This window comes from Microcystis flos-aquae FACHB-1344 (assembly GCF_014698375.1).
Classification (GTDB): Bacteria; Cyanobacteriota; Cyanobacteriia; order Cyanobacteriales; family Microcystaceae; genus Microcystis; species Microcystis aeruginosa.
The window spans coordinates 1-19399 of record NZ_JACJSW010000157.1 but is presented as its reverse complement, the minus strand read 5'-3'; the positions used below and the strand labels follow the sequence as shown (position 1 = coordinate 19399).

General features: G+C 44.6%; 16 protein-coding genes and 2 pseudogenes. 8 read left to right on the top strand and 10 right to left on the bottom strand.

From position 1 onward, the window contains the following. Positions 1 to 200: 200 nt before the first annotated feature. Positions 201 to 806, top strand: coding sequence for a LabA-like NYN domain-containing protein (locus tag H6G48_RS14595; protein WP_002739868.1), 606 nt, complete (start codon positions 201 to 203; stop codon positions 804 to 806). A 222-nt stretch (positions 807 to 1028) separates the two neighbouring features. Here the strand turns inward: H6G48_RS14595 and H6G48_RS14590 are convergent, their stop codons facing one another. The 3 genes from H6G48_RS14590 to H6G48_RS14580 all read right to left on the bottom strand — a co-directional run bounded on the left by H6G48_RS14590 (position 1029) and on the right by H6G48_RS14580 (position 3799). Then, complete coding sequence (locus H6G48_RS14590; RefSeq protein WP_190722299.1) at positions 1029 to 2225, bottom strand: DNA double-strand break repair nuclease NurA; 1197 nt, start codon at positions 2223 to 2225, stop codon at positions 1029 to 1031. 88 nt (positions 2226 to 2313) lie between these two features. Continuing rightward, positions 2314 to 3471, bottom strand: coding sequence for a HigA family addiction module antitoxin (locus tag H6G48_RS14585; protein WP_190722298.1), 1158 nt, complete (start codon positions 3469 to 3471; stop codon positions 2314 to 2316). 43 nt (positions 3472 to 3514) lie between these two features. Continuing rightward, a complete protein-coding gene (locus tag H6G48_RS14580; protein ID WP_190722297.1) occupies positions 3515 to 3799 on the bottom strand; it encodes a type II toxin-antitoxin system RelE/ParE family toxin in 285 nt (94 codons plus the stop codon). A gap of 422 nt (positions 3800 to 4221) precedes the next feature. Between H6G48_RS14580 and rpsL the strand changes: the two genes are divergently transcribed. The 5 genes from rpsL (at position 4222) to rpsJ (ending at position 9239) form a co-directional block, all read left to right on the top strand. After that, positions 4222 to 4605 carry a 30S ribosomal protein S12 gene (rpsL, locus tag H6G48_RS14575; RefSeq protein ID WP_002740176.1) on the top strand — a complete coding sequence of 128 codons (384 nt, stop codon included), beginning with the start codon at positions 4222 to 4224 and terminating at the stop codon, positions 4603 to 4605. A gap of 155 nt (positions 4606 to 4760) precedes the next feature. Further along, a complete protein-coding gene (rpsG, locus tag H6G48_RS14570; protein ID WP_002758831.1) occupies positions 4761 to 5231 on the top strand; it encodes a 30S ribosomal protein S7 in 471 nt (156 codons plus the stop codon). A 142-nt stretch (positions 5232 to 5373) separates the two neighbouring features. Beyond that, positions 5374 to 7449, top strand: a complete 2076-nt coding sequence (fusA, locus tag H6G48_RS14565; RefSeq protein WP_190722296.1) for an elongation factor G — start codon at positions 5374 to 5376, stop codon at positions 7447 to 7449. A gap of 152 nt (positions 7450 to 7601) precedes the next feature. Further along, positions 7602 to 8831, top strand: a complete 1230-nt coding sequence (tuf, locus tag H6G48_RS14560) for an elongation factor Tu (protein WP_190722295.1) — start codon at positions 7602 to 7604, stop codon at positions 8829 to 8831. Positions 8832 to 8921: 90 nt separating this feature from the next. Then, positions 8922 to 9239 carry a 30S ribosomal protein S10 gene (gene rpsJ / locus H6G48_RS14555; RefSeq protein WP_002800099.1) on the top strand — a complete coding sequence of 106 codons (318 nt, stop codon included), beginning with the start codon at positions 8922 to 8924 and terminating at the stop codon, positions 9237 to 9239. Between the two features lie 162 nt (positions 9240 to 9401). Here rpsJ and glyQ read toward each other — a convergent pair whose 3' ends face one another. Then, positions 9402 to 10277 (bottom strand): glycine--tRNA ligase subunit alpha, encoded by an 876-nt coding sequence (gene glyQ, locus H6G48_RS14550; protein ID WP_004162850.1) that lies wholly within the window; start codon positions 10275 to 10277, stop codon positions 9402 to 9404. Between the two features lie 150 nt (positions 10278 to 10427). After that, on the bottom strand, positions 10428 to 11351 hold the full coding sequence (locus tag H6G48_RS14545; protein ID WP_149988257.1) for a serine/threonine protein kinase: 924 nt from the start codon (positions 11349 to 11351) through the stop codon (positions 10428 to 10430). A gap of 189 nt (positions 11352 to 11540) precedes the next feature. Between H6G48_RS14545 and H6G48_RS14540 the strand changes: the two are divergent. Continuing rightward, positions 11541 to 12336: pseudogene (locus tag H6G48_RS14540) on the top strand (Uma2 family endonuclease). A gap of 858 nt (positions 12337 to 13194) precedes the next feature. On the opposite strand, the gene H6G48_RS14535 reads toward H6G48_RS14540, so the two are convergent. Together H6G48_RS14535 and H6G48_RS14530 are read right to left on the bottom strand one after the other, a co-directional pair. Next, entirely contained in the window at positions 13195 to 14811 is a 1617-nt protein-coding gene (locus H6G48_RS14535; RefSeq protein WP_190722294.1) for an SUMF1/EgtB/PvdO family nonheme iron enzyme, read from the bottom strand. Positions 14812 to 14985: 174 nt separating this feature from the next. Beyond that, positions 14986 to 15271, bottom strand: a pseudogene (locus H6G48_RS14530) (hypothetical protein). A gap of 215 nt (positions 15272 to 15486) precedes the next feature. Here H6G48_RS14530 and hemC point away from each other — a divergent pair. After that, positions 15487 to 16446: a hydroxymethylbilane synthase gene (hemC, locus tag H6G48_RS14525; RefSeq protein WP_149988724.1), complete on the top strand. Its 960-nt coding sequence runs from the start codon at positions 15487 to 15489 to the stop codon at positions 16444 to 16446. A 185-nt stretch (positions 16447 to 16631) separates the two neighbouring features. On the opposite strand, the gene H6G48_RS14520 is transcribed toward hemC, so the two are convergent. The 3 genes from H6G48_RS14520 to H6G48_RS14510 form a co-directional block, all read right to left on the bottom strand. Then, positions 16632 to 16943, bottom strand: coding sequence for a ferredoxin (locus H6G48_RS14520; RefSeq protein ID WP_012266930.1), 312 nt, complete (start codon positions 16941 to 16943; stop codon positions 16632 to 16634). A 312-nt stretch (positions 16944 to 17255) separates the two neighbouring features. Beyond that, positions 17256 to 18026, bottom strand: a complete 771-nt coding sequence (locus H6G48_RS14515; protein WP_190722292.1) for a peroxiredoxin-like family protein — start codon at positions 18024 to 18026, stop codon at positions 17256 to 17258. Next, positions 18023 to 19159, bottom strand: a complete 1137-nt coding sequence (locus H6G48_RS14510; RefSeq protein ID WP_190722291.1) for an anhydro-N-acetylmuramic acid kinase — start codon at positions 19157 to 19159, stop codon at positions 18023 to 18025. The genes H6G48_RS14515 and H6G48_RS14510 overlap by 4 nt, the downstream gene beginning before the upstream one ends. Between the last annotated feature and the right edge of the window lie 240 nt (positions 19160 to 19399).

Here is a 19399-nt window from a genome sequence, read left to right as displayed (position 1 = left end):
ATAAAGGGCTTTCAGACTATCGGTTAGTTGAATCAGGGATGCTGGTTTCATGCGAGTTCCTCACTCTGAGGATTTTCCCATTATTATAGGATCAATCATTCTCTGTAATTCTCTAACTCTATTTTTTAAGGTCTGTTGTCCTTTCAGATAGAACTGGCAAACACTCAACACTAAACTTTTAACAAACGAGGGAAAATAAAATGTTTGATGATTATGACACAGCCCCAGTCTTCACCCCCGAACAAGTGCTAGAAAATCGCGGTCGTGTGGCGATTTTCATCGATGGTTCTAATTTATTTTATGCGGCCCTGCAATTAGGTATCGAAATTGACTATACCAAATTACTTTGTCGTTTAACTGCTGGTTCTCGTCTCTTGCGCGCCTTCTTTTATACTGGAGTTGATCGCACTAACGAAAAACAGCAGGGATTCCTCCTCTGGATGCGTCGCAACGGTTATCGAGTCATCGCTAAAGATCTAGTACAATTGCCCGATGGTTCCAAAAAAGCCAATCTTGACGTGGAAATTGCCGTGGATTTAATGGCTCTAGTGGGTTCCTATGATACCGCAGTAATTGTCAGTGGTGATGGGGATTTGGCCTATGCTGCCGATTCCGTAAGTTACCGTGGTGCGCGAGTGGAAGTGGTTAGTTTGCGATCGATGACCAGTGATAGTTTAATTAATGTAGCCGATCGCTATGTTGATCTAGATCAAATCAAAGAAGAAATTCAAAAAACCAGCAAACATCACGTTGGTTATAATAATTTCCCCGTCAGTGTCTTGGACCAAGATCGGAGCAGTCGCTAGAAAAATTCGGCAAAAATCAAGTTTAAGGTGGGTAATTCCCACCTTTATCAGTTATCAGTGATCAGTTATCAGTGACCAGTTATCAGTGATCAGTTATCAGTGATCAGTTATCAGTGATACTAAATCCGGTTATTAAAGACTGATTATTTATTCCCTCTTTTGCCTCTTACCTATTGCCTTTTGCCTGTCCTGATATGTAGCCTATACTCAACAGATTTACTATCAAGCGATACTACTGCGTTTTCTCGCTTCCTTATAAGATGTTCCCACATCCTGTAAACCGACTTTAATCATCTGTTGTTCCAAAAGGGCAAAAAAACGCAAGCGATCGCCACCTTTAATCACCGCTAAATTGTGCGCTTCCGCTAAGGCGATCGGATAACCATAACCTTTTAACACCTGGGCCAGTAAAATACTCAAAGAGCGATCGAGTAATTCTCGATCCTCCACCACCCAAGCAGGAACCTCTACCCTAGCGATTTCCGTCCCCACATGGAGATAACAGAAGTAAATGCGATGTTCATCCCCATAAAGATCGAGTATTTTCAAAGAACTGCGCCAAAAAGGACTTCTTTGCCCCGGTTCCAATAAATAACCCCAGATAGAAGCATCCCGGAGAGGATCGACGACGCGACAGGGGGTTTTTTCTGGGTCTAAATCACCGCAATTGATCAAGCAATTGGGAGTATCATGGGGACAAGATTGTAAACGCAGGAAATTTAAGCCTTCCGTGCTACGAGAAGCACTAATATAACCCATAAGCGGGATTCTAGCTGATTTTAAATCGTCCCAAGACTGAAAAATCGGTGGCAAAATTAAATCTTTTGCTTCCGGGGGGAGACTATCGATAAACCAATAGATCAAAGAACCATCCACGAGGGCTAAATTTGGTTCATAATGGGCCCCAGGGGGTTTTACCCAACGAGTAGCCATTTCCGCTAACATTTGGCTTTCTAATACCGTCCGACGATAACTCATCCACTCATCCACGCGAATACCCCACTGTTTAGAAATGTAGAGGTCTTCTGATTTGTAATAGACTTCGGGAATGCTATCGAGGAGAGGGTGCAAATTTTGACCATAGTGCAACATAATCCTACCGATATTAATTAGATAACAGTAGGCGATTTCGTGGTGAGAAGGGGCAATTTGAGAACCATCCGTGGCAAAAACGCTATGACTTTCGGGAGCGGGAAGGATAGTAACGCGGGTGTCGAGAGGTTCGATCGGTAGCGCGACAGAGAAAATTAGGCGATCGTGCCAGTTATGATAGAGTTCTAGTAGTTTTTCCTGTTGCTGTTGAGCTTGTTCTAAAAGAATTTTAGCCCGTTGCACTCGCTCGCGACTAGCTGTCACTTCCTGTTGAAAATGTTGACTGATTCCTGGCATTTTTGCCGCTAATTTCGCAAGATCGAGCATAACTATCCTCTCCCTGACTTTTTTTGATTTTATCGCAACTTTGTCACTTATTGCCAAATTTATCCTTAGTAATCTCCGCTTACAGCAGTTATCTTAATAGTGAGATAGGAAGTTTTCCTTTTGGGGAGTCGCTCGTCAATACCAAAAAGGAATTCTGCGTATTTAGACAATATTTCTCCTTAAGATCATTATAGTTTTGATAAGAAGTAATTTGCTCATGTTGCATTCTACCAACAATAATACCAGGGTGTATTCCTAGTTGTTCGGCAAATTGATTAATAGCTTTTCTATTCAGAGAATTATTGGCGATAAATCTCTGCCAATCTCCAGGATCAATTAAGAAATTAGCCGCAAAAACATCCGCCTCTTTTTCTTTAATTGTATCTTGAATATCTTGCCCCTCTAAAAATAAAGTTCGTTTCCCATGTAATAAAATATGACCAGCTTCATGAAAAAAAGAAAACCAAAAATGATCATTTGTTTTGTATCGATCGCTCAATTGAATTAAAGCTCTGTGAGAACCTAACCAACGGGTAGCACCGTGTACCCTTGTTTTCGGAAGTTCAGGGACAAAGGCTAAGGCAACCCCCGCTGCGGCACAAAGCTCGATCATTTGCGGTTGAAATACCTCGATAGACTTAATAGTTAACGAACGAATTTGTCGCAAGGCATCTCTGAATTTCAACTCGTTGTAATCAGCACAATTAATTTTCGATGCTTCTATTTCTCCTTGACGCAACCATGCCGTTATTGCCCCTTGATCGCTATCAAATGCTTGAGACTTTCTAAAATCAATCGATAAATTTCTCCCCCAAATCTCCTCCCATTGCTCAGGGGAGACAACGGCAAAAAAATTCAAGCTCTCTCGTAATTGCTCTATTTTATCCTCATCAAACTTGAGCCAGCCTAATTCAGTCATCTGCCGATAAGGAATTTGTTTTAACCAGCCTAAATAACCTTTTAATCTTTGATTCTCATTTTTTCTCGCTAAATATTCCCGATAAAGTCTTTCGCGCTCTATCCAGAAACCGGCGGTAGTTCCTAACACTAACTCTATCTGTAAGGCGGTATCGATAGTAATCTCCGCTTTACCTTTTATGATCTCATTGATAGTCTTTTTTGGTCTGCCCATGCGTTGGGCGAGTTCCGATTGAGACATATTTCTTTCTTCTAGGATTTCGGTAAGGGTTTCTCCCGGTGGAGAAATAAAATCCGGTGCATATCTGTTCTCAATAGTATTAGTCATGGGTGTCATCTATGCCAATAATTACGACTGCGGTTACTTTCTTCTAATCAATTCCCCCGTCTGCTTTTTGAGGAATCGGTATATTAGCCGGCTCAAAAATTAGTCTGAGGGGATGAACTAAATCTAAAGATAGTTGTCCAGCACGGTTATGTAACAATTCGTGGCAACGTCCCGGTAGCGCTCGCATTTCCTCCAGGACAATAACTGCTTTTAAGTCGTCGAGTCTTTGCCTGATTTTCTTAGCCATCTTCTCTCCATACTGTTTTTTCAGTAACCTTTGGCTATTGCATTCGTTCTCAAATTTTTTTTCCTTAAATACAATATCCATTGTAGATTACCCTTGTAATATTGTTAACCTCAAAGGTTAACAATATTTTATGGCAGCACATCTGGGCTGCATCCAGTACAAAAGCTCTAAATATATCGTTAAGAGCTAATACTCTAGACACCAGTTCTGAAAATGAGGTTAGCTAGAGACAGCTTTTCAGACATTGGCCGATTAATCAGGTGATAATTATCGCTAAAATTGCACCATCAAGCCAAAACAACGAAGCTGTAATTTTATCGCCTAATAACGTCCGAATTGAGTGCCGCAGCCGCCCAAGAAAAAGACAATCTCTAACATCTAAACCGGAGAAAAGCACAATAAGCGACTTGACAACAAGAGCGACAATTTGCTATAATGACCTTTTGTCAACGATTTGACCTTCGGTAATAGGAGTTCAGAGTAACCTTAGATACAGCCCTATCATGCCCACCATTCAGCAATTAATACGCGACGAAAGATCCAAAGCGAAAAGAAAAACCAAATCTCCCGCCCTCAAACAATGCCCCCAACGTCGGGGAGTTTGTACAAGAGTATATACCACCACACCGAAAAAACCCAACTCAGCCCTACGGAAAGTGGCTAGGGTACGTTTGACCTCTGGATTTGAGGTGACAGCCTACATTCCGGGCATCGGTCATAACCTACAAGAACACTCGGTCGTCCTGATTCGGGGCGGTCGGGTCAAAGATCTACCCGGAGTCAGATACCACATCATTCGCGGCACCCTCGATGCCACTGGGGTGAAAAACCGCCAAAAGGCGCGGTCTAAGTACGGAACCAAACGCCCCAAACCCGCTGCTAAATAAACAGGAAATTGATTAACCAAAAAAATACTCCCACCGAGTCGGTCAAAGTTAACCCAAGAGACTGAAGACTCGCAGGAGAGGGTTTGAGATGGGCTGTAATCATCCGACTGTCAAGCAAAAGTTAAAGTTAACCTAGAAAATTCAGGAATATTCCGATGTCTCGCCGTAAAAACGTCAAAAAACGTCCTATTCCCCCCGATCCCGTTTACAATAGCTGTTTAGTCAGCATGACCATCCGCCGGATCATGCGATCGGGCAAAAAATCCCTGGCCGCTAATATCGTTTACGATGCCCTGAAAACCGTCGGCGAACGTACCGGTCAAGAACCCCTAGAAGTATTTGAAAAAGCCGTTAAAAACGCCACTCCCCTAGTGGAAGTGAAAGCCCGCCGGGTCGGTGGAGCCACCTATCAAGTACCGATGGAAGTACGGAGCAATCGTGGTAGTACTTTGGCACTACGCTGGTTAGTCCATTATGCTCGGACTAGAGGCGGCAAAACCATGGCAGGTAAACTGGCCAACGAGATCATGGATGCGGCCAATGAAACCGGCGGCACGATCAAAAAACGGGAAGAAACCCACCGGATGGCAGAGGCAAACAAAGCCTTTGCCCACTATCGTTACTAAAAAGATACTTTAAAGATACTTTAAGGGCGGTGGACTACACCGCTGCCGCCAAAAAACTGTCAAGAAAAGTATAGAATTGTAAATAGTGTAAAAAATCCTAGAACAAAATCCCATCACTGGCAAGCAAAGCAAGGAGGTTGCTGTGGCACGGACTATCCCGCTAGAGAGAGTGCGAAACATCGGAATCGCCGCTCATATAGACGCGGGCAAAACAACGACAACAGAAAGAATCCTGTTCTACACGGGAGTCGCTCATAAACTGGGCGAAGTCCACGACGGAACGGCAATTACCGACTGGATGGAACAGGAACGGGAGCGAGGAATCACCATCACCGCCGCCGCCATCAGTACCAGTTGGCAAGATCATCGCATCAACATCATTGACACCCCCGGCCACGTCGATTTCACCATTGAAGTGGAACGTTCCATGCGGGTACTCGATGGAGTGGTGGCGGTTTTCTGCTCTGTTGGTGGTGTACAACCCCAATCAGAAACCGTCTGGAGACAAGCCGATCGGTACAAAGTACCCCGGATTGCCTTTGTCAACAAAATGGACAGAACGGGGGCGAACTTCTTCAAAGTTTACGAACAATTAAGAGATCGCCTCAGAACTAACGCCGTTCCCATCCAAATGCCGATCGGCGCGGAAAGCGAACTGAGCGGGATCGTTGATCTCGTCAAGATGCGCGCCTATATATATAAGGACGATCTAGGGAAAGACATAGAAGAAACCGACATTCCCGAAGACTTATTGGAAAAGGCCGAAGAATTCCGCGTGCAGCTGGTGGAAGCTGTAGCGGAAGCTGATGAAGAACTCCTAGAAAAATATCTAGAAGGTGAAGAACTCACCGAAGCCGAAATCAAACGCGGTCTCAGAGAAGGGACGATTGCTGGTACAATTGTTCCCGTCCTCTGCGGCTCGGCTTTCAAAAACAAAGGGGTACAACTGCTCCTCGATGCCGTTGTCGATTACCTACCCTCACCCTCGGAAGTAGCCGCCGTTAAAGGGATTCTTCCCGATGGCAGCGAGGCAATCCGGGAAGCCAAGGACGATGCGCCCTTCTCGGCCCTCGCCTTCAAAATCATGGCCGATCCCTTCGGTCGTTTAACCTTCCTACGGGTCTATTCCGGTGTACTAGCTAAAGGCAGCTACGCCTACAACTCCACCAAAGGAACCAAAGAACGGATCGCTCGCCTGATCATCCTCAAATCCAACGAACGGATCGAAGTGGATGAACTGCGCGCCGGTGATCTAGGAGCGGCGATCGGACTGAAAAACACCATTACCGGGGATACCCTCTGTGATGATAAGAACCCGATTATCCTAGAATCCCTCTTTATCCCCGAACCGGTTATCTCCGTGGCGGTGGAACCGAAAACCAAACAGGACATCGAGAAACTCAGCAAAGCTCTGCAAGCTCTCTCCGATGAAGATCCCACCTTCCGGGTCAAAGTTGATCCCGAAACCAATCAAACGGTGATCGCCGGGATGGGAGAACTGCACCTGGAAATCCTGGTCGATCGAATGCTCCGGGAATACAAAGTCGAAGCGACGGTGGGCGCTCCCCAGGTGGCCTATCGGGAAACTGTGCGGAAACCCGTGCGCGCTGAGGGTAAATTTATCCGTCAAAGTGGTGGTAAAGGGCAGTACGGCCACGTCGTCATCGAACTCGAACCGGGTGAACCGGGGTCGGGCTTTGTCTTCGTCTCCAAAATTGTCGGTGGTGCTATCCCCAAAGAATACATCAGTCCGTCAGAACAAGGGATGAAAGAAGCTTGCGAATCGGGGATTGTAGCGGGTTATCCCGTCATCGACCTGAAAGCAACCCTTGTGGATGGTTCTTTCCACGATGTGGACTCCTCCGAGATGGCCTTTAAGATTGCCGGTTCCATGGCGATTAAGGAAGCGGTGATGAAAGCTACCCCCGTTCTCCTAGAACCGATGATGAAGGTCGAGGTGGAAGTACCCGAAGACTTCATCGGTAACGTCATCGGTGATCTTAACTCCCGTCGGGGACAAATCGAAGGTCAAGAAACCGAGGCCGGCATCGCCAAAGTCTCCGCTAAAGTTCCCTTAGCGGAAATGTTTGGTTACGCCACTGATATTCGCTCCAAAACCCAGGGACGGGGCATCTTCACCATGGAATTTAGCCATTACGAAGAAGTCCCCCGCAACGTGGCCGAGGCGATTATCGCCAAAAGTAAAGGGAACGGCTAATCAGTGACCAGTGACCGGTGAGCAGTAAAGACAAACCGATCATTTAAATTCGAGCGGTCAACCCTAATAACTGCTAACTTAAAACTGATCTCTGGTGACTGATTACTGTTCACCCACCTGAAGAAGAAAAAAAACAAAGGAACAGAAAGTAAATGGCACGCGCTAAATTTGAACGGACGAAACCCCACGTTAACATCGGTACGATCGGTCACGTTGACCACGGCAAAACTACCCTCACCGCCGCTATCACTATGACCCTAGCGGCTCTGGGTAATGCCCAAGCTAAAAAATACGATGAAATCGATGCCGCTCCCGAAGAAAAAGCCCGCGGGATCACCATCAACACCGCTCACGTTGAGTACGAAACTGCTGATCGCCACTATGCACACGTGGACTGCCCCGGCCACGCGGACTATGTAAAAAACATGATCACCGGTGCCGCACAGATGGACGGTGGTATTCTCGTGGTCTCGGCCGCTGACGGCCCGATGCCCCAAACCCGGGAACATATCCTGCTGGCTCGTCAGGTGGGCGTACCTAACCTCGTGGTCTTCCTCAACAAAAAAGATATGGTGGACGATGAGGAGTTACTGGAACTCGTAGAACTGGAAGTACGCGAACTTCTCACCAGTTACGACTTTGCTGGCGACGATATCCCCATTATTGCCGGTTCTGCGAAAGAAGCCCTCGACTACATGACCAAAAATCCCAAGGCCCAAAAAGGCGATAACGAGTGGGTGGACGCAATTTATGAATTAATGGAAGCGGTAGATAGCTATATCCCCACCCCCGAACGGGATATCGATAAACCCTTCCTGATGGCGGTAGAAGACGTATTCTCGATTACTGGTCGGGGGACGGTGGCTACCGGTCGGATCGAACGCGGTATTGTGAAAGTGGGTGATAACGTGGAATTGGTCGGGATCAGAGAAACTCGCCCCACCACCGTCACCGGGATTGAAATGTTCAAGAAAAGTCTTGACCAAGGGATGGCCGGTGACAACGCGGGTATCCTCCTGCGTGGTATCCAAAAAACCGACATCGAGCGCGGCATGGTGATCGCTAAACCGGGTACAATCAAACCCCACACCCAGTTTGAAGGTGAGGTGTATGTGTTAACTGCAGGAGAAGGTGGTCGTCACACTCCTTTCTTTAAAAACTATCGTCCTCAGTTCTATGTACGGACAACTGACGTAACTGGCACTATCCAAGACTACACCGCCGATGATGGCAGCACTGTAGAAATGGTCATGCCGGGAGACCGGATCAAAATGACGGTGGAACTGATCAACCCGATCGCTATTGAACAGGGTATGCGCTTCGCTATTCGCGAAGGTGGTCGCACCATCGGTTCTGGCGTTATCTCGAAAATTATCAAGTAGGCTAATCTACTAATTAACGGGGCAGTGAATTTAAAAGCTGCTCCGTTACTGTCTTTATTTTGTACCTTGACAATTGCAATAGGTGAAATTATGGCTACGCTACAACAACAGAAAATTCGCATTCGTTTGAAAGCTTTTGACCGGCGCTTACTCGATACTTCCTGTGAGAAGATTGTCGATACTGCCAATAGAACTAACGCCACAGCGATCGGACCGATCCCCCTACCGACCAAAAGAAAGATTTATTGTGTCCTGCGTTCCCCTCACGTTGACAAGGACTCCCGTGAACATTTTGAAACCCGCACCCATCGCCGCATTATTGATATTTACCAACCCTCTTCTAAGACAATCGATGCTTTGATGAAATTAGATTTACCCGCAGGGGTTGATATTGAAGTTAAATTGTAAAAAATGCCAAAAAGATGTTAGCGATAACATCTTTTTTTCTTTCCCACTATCCTATACTTTTTAAACAAGATTTAGTATAAATAGGATTTTTTATAAAAAAAAGTTATTAAACGAAGGCCAATACAATTGCTAGGGGTGCATCGCCAAAGATGCACCCGATCGCTAAACCGTTTGTAGGGGAAAACCTAAAGCTTCCCGTTGCTGTAAATACAATTGAGCAACCTGTCGAGCTAAATTGCGAATTCTGCCGATATAACGGGTTCTTTCAGCTACAGCAATCACACCTCTAGCATCGAGTAAATTAAAAGTATGGGAACATTTAAGAACATAATCTAGACTGGGAATCACCAGAGAGCGATCAATTAATTGTTTAGCTTCCTGTTCATATAAACTGAATAAACTAAACAATAATTCAGGATTGGAAGCCTCAAAATTGTAGGTACATTGTTCGATTTCATTTTGTAGAAAAATGTCACCGTAGAGGATATTTTCATTCCATTGAATTTTATTAATTGCCTCCACATCTTGCAGATACATGGCTAATCTTTCTAAACCATAGGTAATTTCGATCGCCACGGGACGACAATCAATACCCCCACACTGTTGAAAGTAGGTAAATTGGGTGATTTCCATACCATCTAACCACACTTCCCAACCCACACCCCAAGCACCGAGGGTGGGAGATTCCCAGTTATCTTCCACGAAGCGAATATCGTGATCTTCCGGGTTAATTCCTAACACCCGCAGGGAGTCTAAATAGATTTCCTGAATATTATCGGGAGAGGGTTTAATTAGAACTTGATATTGATAGTAATGCTGAAAACGATTGGGATTTTCGCCATAACGGCCATCCGTAGGACGACGACAGGGTTCCACATAGGCAACGGCCCAAGGTTCCGGACCAATTGCCCTTAAAAAGGTATGGGGACTCATGGTTCCCGCACCTTTTTCGGTATCATAGGGTTGAGCAACTAAACAACCGCGATCGGCCCAAAATTCATTTAATTTAGCGATAACAGCCTGGAAAGTTAAAGACATGGGAAAAAGTAAAAAAGCAGATTAGGGGTTGGGGAAGTGGGGTGTAGGGTGTGGGGTGTAGGGTGTGGGGTGTGGGGAGATGGGGGGTTGGGGAGAAAAAAGCTGCCGACTGTCTCCTGTCTCCTGTCTCCTGTCTCCTGACAGTTAAAGTCACTGACTTACTTTTAACTGCAAGCGAAAGTGAACAGGGGTAGAAGATTGGGGGAGAATAACTAATTCATAAAATCCCTCTTCGGGTAATTGACCGGACCATTGCCGATCGCTAGACTTGTCTAAAAGGGTAATATTACCCGTGGGAGAGTAGAAAGATAGTAAAACTTCGCCTTCCGTCTCTAAATTTAAGTCTAACCGATCACTGGAACGCAATTTTATTGCATAGGCTTTTCCTTGTCCCTCGCTGAGAATTGCCTCGATAACTTCCTCTCCCCCCGCGTCTAAACTTTCGATCGCTTGGTAGGATAGGCCAGACTGTAAAGATTGTAACTGATTCCAGGCCAAACCACTCCATAGTTGACCTAAGCCGCTATCAAAATTTGGTCTTTCTGTCAATTCGGGAAATAGCTGAAAAAAAGCAGTATCAGTGAGTAAATTAAGGACTCTACTGCTTAGACGTAACTGATTCACTTGTTCTCGCCATTTTTCTCGCTGTTGCTCGTCGTAGCTACCTAATGCTTCTCTAGTGCCAGAATCGAGACGGTCTAGGCGATCGAGGATTTCTGCTGCTAAAATATCTCTTTGTTCCTGTTTCTGTTTTTCCTCTTTGATATCCCCATAGCGGAGGTTAAACAATTCATTGACGAGATTTTTAAAAAACTGACCATCAATTCCCAACTCTAGACGGCGCTTTCTCATCTCGGCTTTCCGTTGCCATGCCGGATCTGTGGCAGAATTAAAGTTATTTTCCTCCGTGGCAAAAACGGGTTTAACGGTTTGGGGTTGATTGCTGTGTTTAACCCACTGTTTCCCGATTAACCAGCCTATTGCCGCCGATAGTAACATCAAGAGGCAAAAAATAGCGATCCTGCCGGAACAGCCGAGAAAAACGGGCGATTTATTCCGAGAATTGGCGGCCATTGTCTCCTTAGACGATTGAGGGTTTTGATCTGTAAAGATGAGATTAACACAAATAATAGGCTAAGACGCATTTTAACCGCCTATCCTTAGATTAGCTGAATCTTAGCCAATACCTTTACTGTTGCCCCTTGTCTCATCTCAACAAGCAGTTTAAATACACGGACAGCTTATTATTCATAGCAGATAACCATGACTACAACTCAACCCCTATCCCCTAGCCAAACCGCCCAAAAAGATGAGATAATCTTCCCCAAGGGCGAATTTTGGAGTGATGAACCGCCATTGGAAAGTAATTTACATCTAACTCAGATTATTTTATTGATAAAATGCCTAGAATGGTTATGGCAAGATAGAGAAGATTACTTTGCAACCGGGAATTTAACCATCTACTACAGTCCCAATCAGAAAAAATCAGAATACTTTAGAGGACCCGACTTTTTTGTAGTATTGGGAACAACTAGAAACCAAAACCGGAAAAGTTGGGTAGTATGGCAAGAAGAGGGAAAATATCCTAATGTGATTATAGAAATCCTCTTTTGAAAGTACCGCTAAGACTGATAGGGAAGAAAAGAAAGAAATTTATCAAAATACATTTAGGACTCCTGATTATTTCTGGTTTGACCCCTATAGTTTAGAGTTTGAAGGATATACGTTAATTAGGGGAAAATATCAACCGATTGAACCCAATCAGCAAGGTTGGTTATGGAGTGAAGAATTGGGCTTATATTTAGGGATATACGCCGATAAATTGCGTTATTTTAGTCCTAGGGGTCAGTTAATCCCAACACCTGAGGAAGCCGCTCTTCTGGAGAAACAGGCCAAAGAATCTGAACGTCAACAAAAAGAACTGGCTTTACAGCAACAAGAATACGAACGTCAGCAAAAAGAATCTGAACGTCAACAAAAAGAACTGGCTTTACAAAAAATTGAGCAATTAACGGCAAGATTAAGAGAATTAGGCATTAATCCCGATGAAACCTTGTAGGGGTGCAAGGTGGTCAGTGGCATCTCTTGGGTTTGGTGGGTAAAATGTATTCTAAGATACAGTCTTAGGGCAGTGAGTGGAAGGAACCACAGAGACACAAAGGACACAAAGATCGATCACTCTTATATAATTTAAATTTATCACACAAAGTCGAGAAGAGCCAGACGTAGGGATAGTTCATGATTTATACTCCGAAAATGTAGGGATAGTTCATGATTTATACTCCGAAAATGTAGGGACATTCATGATTTATACTCCGAAAATGTAGGGATAGTTCATGATTTATACTCCGAAAATGTAGGGATAGTTCATGATTTATACTCCGAAAATGTAGGGACAATTCATGATTTATACTCCGAAAATGTAGGGACAATTCATGATTTATACTCCGAAAATGTAGGGACAATTCATGATTTATACTCCGAAAATGTAGGGACAATTCATGATTTATACTCCGAAAATGTAGGGACAATTCATGATTTATACTCCGAAAATGTAGGGACAATTCATGATTTATACTCCGAAAATGTAGGGACAATTCATGATTTATACTCCGAAAATGTAGGGACAATTCATGAATTGTCCCTACCAAGGGTTTCAGTTCCAAACGCCATCGACAGAAATTGAAAATTGAATCTTCTATGCAAACTCTAATTAAGTAGATCGTAGGTTATCTCGTTCCCAGGTTCTACCTGGGAACGCTCTCTTCAGGTTCTACCTGAATATTGCTTTAAGGCAGAGCCTTAAATATTGTGTTTCAAGGCAGAGCCTTGAAACAAGGGTATTTTCTCAAAAAAAATCGACCCGCCTAAGGGCGGGAAAAAGAGACAAAGGGCAAAAGAGCAAAAGAACAAAGGGTTAAAGTCCTGGGGAGACACACGCAACCCGAAAACCGCGGCTGTAGTTGTCGTAGGAGGGGAGGTTCCTGCTGCGGATGGCAGAACGACAGTAATCAGGTGCTTTGTAGCTGTTCCAAGAACCGCCGCGCAGACACTTGAGATAAGAACGATTATCATTATTGATAGGCCACGCAGATCCATCCTTTGGCGCTCCGATATAGTTATCGTGCCAATCGTCTTCGCACCATTCCCAAACATTGCCAATCATGTCATAGAGTCCCCAAGCATTGGGTTTTTTCTGTCCCACAGGATGAGTTTTACTCTGAGAATTTGCGCTATACCAAGCGTAATCTCCTAACCGATTAGCATCATCACCGAAATAATAGCGAGTAGTAGTCCCCGCACGACAAGCATATTCCCATTCCGCTTCCGTCGGTAGGCGATAGGTTTTCCCGGTTATTTGACTCAATTTCCGACAAAAGGCTTGAGCATCGTTCCAACTAACATTTTCTACCGGATTTTGGGGATTGTTTTTAAAGTGAGAGGGATTGGTTCCCATTACTGCTTGATATTGTGCCTGAGTCACTGGATATTTGCCAATCGCAAAACTGTTGACTTTAACTTGGTGTTGAGGTTTTTCATCACTTGCAGCATTGGGATCACTGTCAGGAGATCCCATGAGAAATTGACCTGCTGGTAAGCTCACCATCTCCAGTGTGACTCGATTGGGTAGTTTTTCGGTAAATGGAGTAGGTGAAGCAATTAGGGGTATTGGTGAAACAGGCTTTTTGACTGCTGCCGGTGCTGGTGGAGGTGACGGGGGAGAAGTCCATCCCACAGGTTGTAAGGCATTTAAAACCTGTTGTGCTGTCCATCTTTGTTTTCTATCTTTTTGCAAACACCCTTCAATAATCGGTTTAAACTCTTTCGGTAAACTAGGGATTTGTAGCTCACAATTCATCACCTTTGCCATTAGTTGATTATTGTCATTATTGAACTTATAGGGAAGTTGATTAGTCGTCATTTGGATTAACATAATACCTAATGACCACAGATCCCAAGCTGAGGAAATATCCCCCCTAAAGGCTTCGGGAGGCATATAAATAATTGTACCGCTATTGTGGACTGTTTGAGTGTGGCTTTTGTTATTTAAAGTTCTAATTAAGCCAAAATCTGCTAACTTGTATTGTTGATTAACCTTGAGGATATTACCCGGTTTTAAATCTCGATGGACTTTATTTTGTCCATGAAGATAATTTAAACCTTGGGCGACTTGAGCAGTAATATTTTTAATCTCATCCGCTGACAAACCGCCTTTGGCGATGTGATTTTCTAGGCTACCCTGTGCCAATTCCATCACTAAATAAAGCATTTCTGTATTAAAAAAAGTAAATTCCCCCACCGAATAAGCCTTAATTAAATTAGAATGTTCTAACTTTCTGGCATTTTTTAACTCAATTAATTTATCATCGCTACTTTCGGGGATAACTTTAACAGCAACTTCTTGAACCGATGTATTTCTGACCATTTCACTAGCATGAAATACACCCCCAAAACCACCCGCACCGAGAAACTTATTAAGACGATAGGGGCCTATTTGTTGCCCTTCTAACATCTTCATCATTTGGTCCAGCATAATAATAACTCCTGAATTAACCAATTTTTACGTTGTGTAACTATCCTATTAAGTGAGTGGTTATAATTATTAAATTGAAGATAGATTGTGCCTTTGATCCCCCCTTGATCCCCCCTTGATAAGGGGGGCGCGGCTCCCCCCTTGATAAGGGGGGTATGGAGAATCTGACAATGGTTACTCGGTCTTTTTGTCTCTATATGATAGGGCAAAACCGACTCGATCAAATGCTCGATGTCCGATTCTAACGAACCAAATTTGAGCATCGGTCAATCGGGTTAAAAGTTGATTTGGAAACTGTGAGGATATCTTTGGCTAATTCAAAAGCACCTGTTTTGATATCAATAACTACAATCTTCCCATGATTGTCCTTCTCAACCTGCTGACGCAGCCGAGACTGATAGATTTCCTGTCCACGTCGGACAAATTTTTCTTTGTTATAGCAAGGGTGTTGTAATGTCATTAGTTAGACCCTGTTGCAACCTTTGTCCCTCTATTTTAATCTAGGCTTTCAGCTTTGCTGTCAGTGGGGAATAATAGTCACCCCATTTCCTGAAAAATATTAAGAGATGTAACTATTTATGCCTAAGCTAGAAAGTGATTACTCAACAGGGGTGAGATCAGGATAGTCTAGATCGAGCAGTCCGATAGATGTTTAGTTAAATTCCTACTTCAGATATGTCCGTTTCTAGTCCTCCTCGTTCCCTGCGTATCGGTTCGCGTAAAAGTCAGTTAGCCCTAGTACAAACCTATTGGGTACAGGCAGAATTGAGTAAACACCACCCCCATCGACAGTTTGAGGTGGAGACGATGAGTACCCAAGGCGATAAAATTCTCGATGTGGCCCTAGCGAAAATCGGTGATAAGGGTTTATTTACCAAAGAACTAGAAGTGGGAATGTTGGATAGATCGATCGATCTTGCCGTCCATTCTCTCAAGGATCTGCCCACTAATTTGCCCGAAGGCTTAATCTTGGGTTGCGTCACGGAAAGAGTTAATCCGGCCGATGCTTTGGTGGTAAATAGCCAAAACCAAGACTATCAATTAGACACTTTACCGGAAGGTGCGGTGGTGGGGACTTCTTCCCTGCGGCGATTGGCCCAGTTGCGTTACCATTATCCCCATCTGACTTTTAAAGATGTGCGCGGCAATGTCAACACCCGTCTGGCAAAACTGGACGCGGGAGAATACGACGCGATTATTCTGGCAGTAGCGGGATTGGAAAGGTTAGGATTAGGCGATCGAGTTCATCAGGTTATTCCGGCGGAGATTTCTCTCCATGCGGTGGGACAGGGGGCTTTAGGGATAGAATGCCGCGATGGAGATCCGGAGGTTTTGGAAGTCCTAAAAGTGTTGGAACACGCCCCTAGTCGCGATAGATGCTATGCTGAACGCGCTTTTTTACGGGAGTTGGAGGGGGGTTGTCAAGTTCCCATCGGAGTAAATACGGCGATCGAGGATGGTATCCTAACTTTAACGGGTATGGTGGCTAGTCTCGACGGTAAGCGCCTGATTAAGGACTCGGTTAGCGGTGATCCTAGCCATGGGGAAGTCTTAGGACGAGATTTAGCCCATAAAGTGCGCGAGGCTGGTGCTGGAGAGATTTTAGCCCAGATTTTCGCTGAAGTGGGACGATAATCAGTTATCAGCGCCCATTAACCCTACACCTCACACCCTGCCGCTGCAGGATTAATTTTTGGGCTTTATCTCACTGTCGAGTCAAGAGGCAAAAATACAAATAAAGCGAGAACTGTCGCCCTTGCAGTTCCCGCTCTATTATTGTTGTATTGTTGGAGTATCTAACCCCCGAATATTGAGTTAAATTAGTACAAATCTTCTTCTTTGTGGGTGACGATCACACAGTCAGAAGTAGGATAGGCAACACAGGTGAGGACATAATGCGCTTCAATTTGATCGTCATCTAAGAAGGATTGCTCGGATTGATCAACGCTACCGGATTCGATTTTACCAGCGCAAGCAGAACAAGCACCAGCACGGCAAGAAGAAGGTAAATCTAATCCTTTTTCTTCCGCTACCTCGAGAATATATTCATTATCGGGAACATCAATTGTATAATCGCCATCGGGTGTTTTCAGGGTGACTTTATAAGTGGTTGTCTTTATTTTCTTTGCCATAGGTTGTTCCTCAGTCTCAAAATCCCTTCTCTCCCCGTTTAGACTGAACGGGTCGAATGAGTTTCCTTTTTGATACTACGGGAAAATTTACCCGGCTCAACTTACCATTAGTAATGACAGCCTTAAATAAACTTAAAATAATATTTACTTATCTCTTGAGTAAATAACTCCCGATAGTTGTGGTTGAATCGTCAAATAATTTCATCAATCTTTAGGTAATAAGTGGTCGGACAACATTAAAGTTTTTTAGCCATCAGCTGGAAAAGCTAAAAGTCAAGAGTTGGGAGTGGGCGAGATGCAGAAGAAAAAAGCTTAATCCTGCAAAAAAGCGAGAGGATAACTCATATTCTCAGCAAAACCCAAGATACCTTGATCCCGATGCTCATAGAGTAAATTTCCTTGACTATCAAATAAAAAAGTCCCTCCCCGTTGGGTGAGATAACTACTATCGGGGATATATGTTGACCAATTGCCCAAAACTTGACCCATATTACGCAGTCTCAGGGTGGCTAATTCAAAAGGTCGCTGAAAACCTTGACCCCCAGCAAGATTGAATAGGGAACCCCGGAAAGGTGGTAAAGGCCGCGCTTGCATTGTTTCCTCCTCGGCAATTAATTGGGGGGCTTTGCGATCGCCAAGATAACCCCGCAGCACTTCGGCCAGAGTCCCCGGACTACCCACACCCGCACACATAAAAATTAGATTTAACCAGGCATTTTGTCCGGGAGAAAACCCAGGTAATTTTAACGATAAACCGCGATAAAGTCCTAATAAATTGTGTAATTCAGCTTTGGGGTCAACAAAAAGCCAATCTTGCCGAAATTTCGTATATTCAGAGAATTTTAAACCTGAATTGCGATCGCCGATACCGATGGCACGAATGGTTATCCCGGCATTTTGCCAAAGGGCTGCCTCTTTTTCTAACCACCAAGCGTATTCGAGACTATCAAAATCTCCCAATTGCGGCCAAACAAGAATTAAAAGACGTTTATAATCGGCACAATCGCTTAAAATTGGCACTATTTGCCCATCGCTGACCCTTTGGCGTTGAATTGTTGAAAATATTTCATAGCTGCTGCTCATAGGTAAATTTCTCCTAATAAAACCGCTGCTTTTGCCCCCGTGACTTGCGGTAAATTACCGGGGAAATTGTGCCAGCGCCAATAGGCCAAAAGGGCAAAAGCGATCGCTTCTTTAAAATCGCTATTTAATCCTACCTCATCGGTGGTCAAAAGCTTGACATTTGACCCCAAATGTGCTAGGAGTCGTTGGCGCAGGTAGGCATTACGAGCGCCACCACCGCAGAGCAGCACTTCCGCGGGCATTTCTGGCAAAAAGGTTTGATAGCTGTGGGCGATCGAAATGGCGGTTAAATCGGTTAAACTAGCCAACCAGTCGGCATCACTGAGGCAATAAGCTTGGGCATCCTCGCGCAATTGGGCTAGATAGGCGGGGCTAAATAACTCTCTGCCGGTGGATTTAGGGGGATATTGTTGAAAATAAGGCTCCTGTAGCCATTTATGAACTAATTCGGAGCAGGGTTGACCCTGGGCCGACCATTGACCGTTATGGTCGTAGGTTTGTTGGCCTTGGCTCAAAAATTGTACGGCCAAATCGATGAGGACGTTGCCGGGGCCAGTATCCCAACCGAAAATTTTTTGCTGCCAATTTTCCCTTTGTCGGGGGGGTAGATAGGTTAAATTGCCAATACCGCCGATATTTTGAACACAGCGGGCTTTGGTGGGGTGAGAAAGCAGATAAGCGTCAATTTTCGGCACTAGGGGCGCACCGTGACCAGCTTGGGCGATATCGGCAGCGCGAAAATTACTAATGGTGGGAATACGGGTGATTTTTGCGATCGCTGCTCCCCGTCCTAATTGTACCGTGTAACCGAGGCGATCGTTTGCGGGGGGTCGATGAAAAACGGTTTGACCGTGACTGCCGATTAATTGGGCTTTTGGGGCTTCTTTTTGGATATTTAAAGCGGCTTGGGCGAATTCTGCGGCGATGTTATCATCTAAGCTGGCTAAAGCTTCAAGGTCGAGCTTTTCTCCCCCACAGACTTGTAAAATTGTCTCGCGTAATCGGGGGGAATAGGGATAGGTTTCTCCAGCTAATAACTGCACCTGTGGAGATTCCACTGTACCGCTAATCTCCACTAAAGCGGTATCGATACCATCCACCGATGTGCCACTGATTAAACCGATAACTAACAAGTTTTTTCCCTCAACTGTCGATTGTTGATTATTTTATCTTGAATGTCGGGGTGAAGACCGTTCGGACCTCGGCGTGAGCTTTTGTCGAACGCTGAGATCACGGCCGAAGCCCTCGCTTGAGCGCGATGGGATGAAACCCCGACCAGTATAAAACAGCACTTCGACAAGCTCAGTGACACGAAGCACGACATTTCGACACATTTCGACAGGCTCAATGTAAAGGCTCAATGTAAAAGCTCA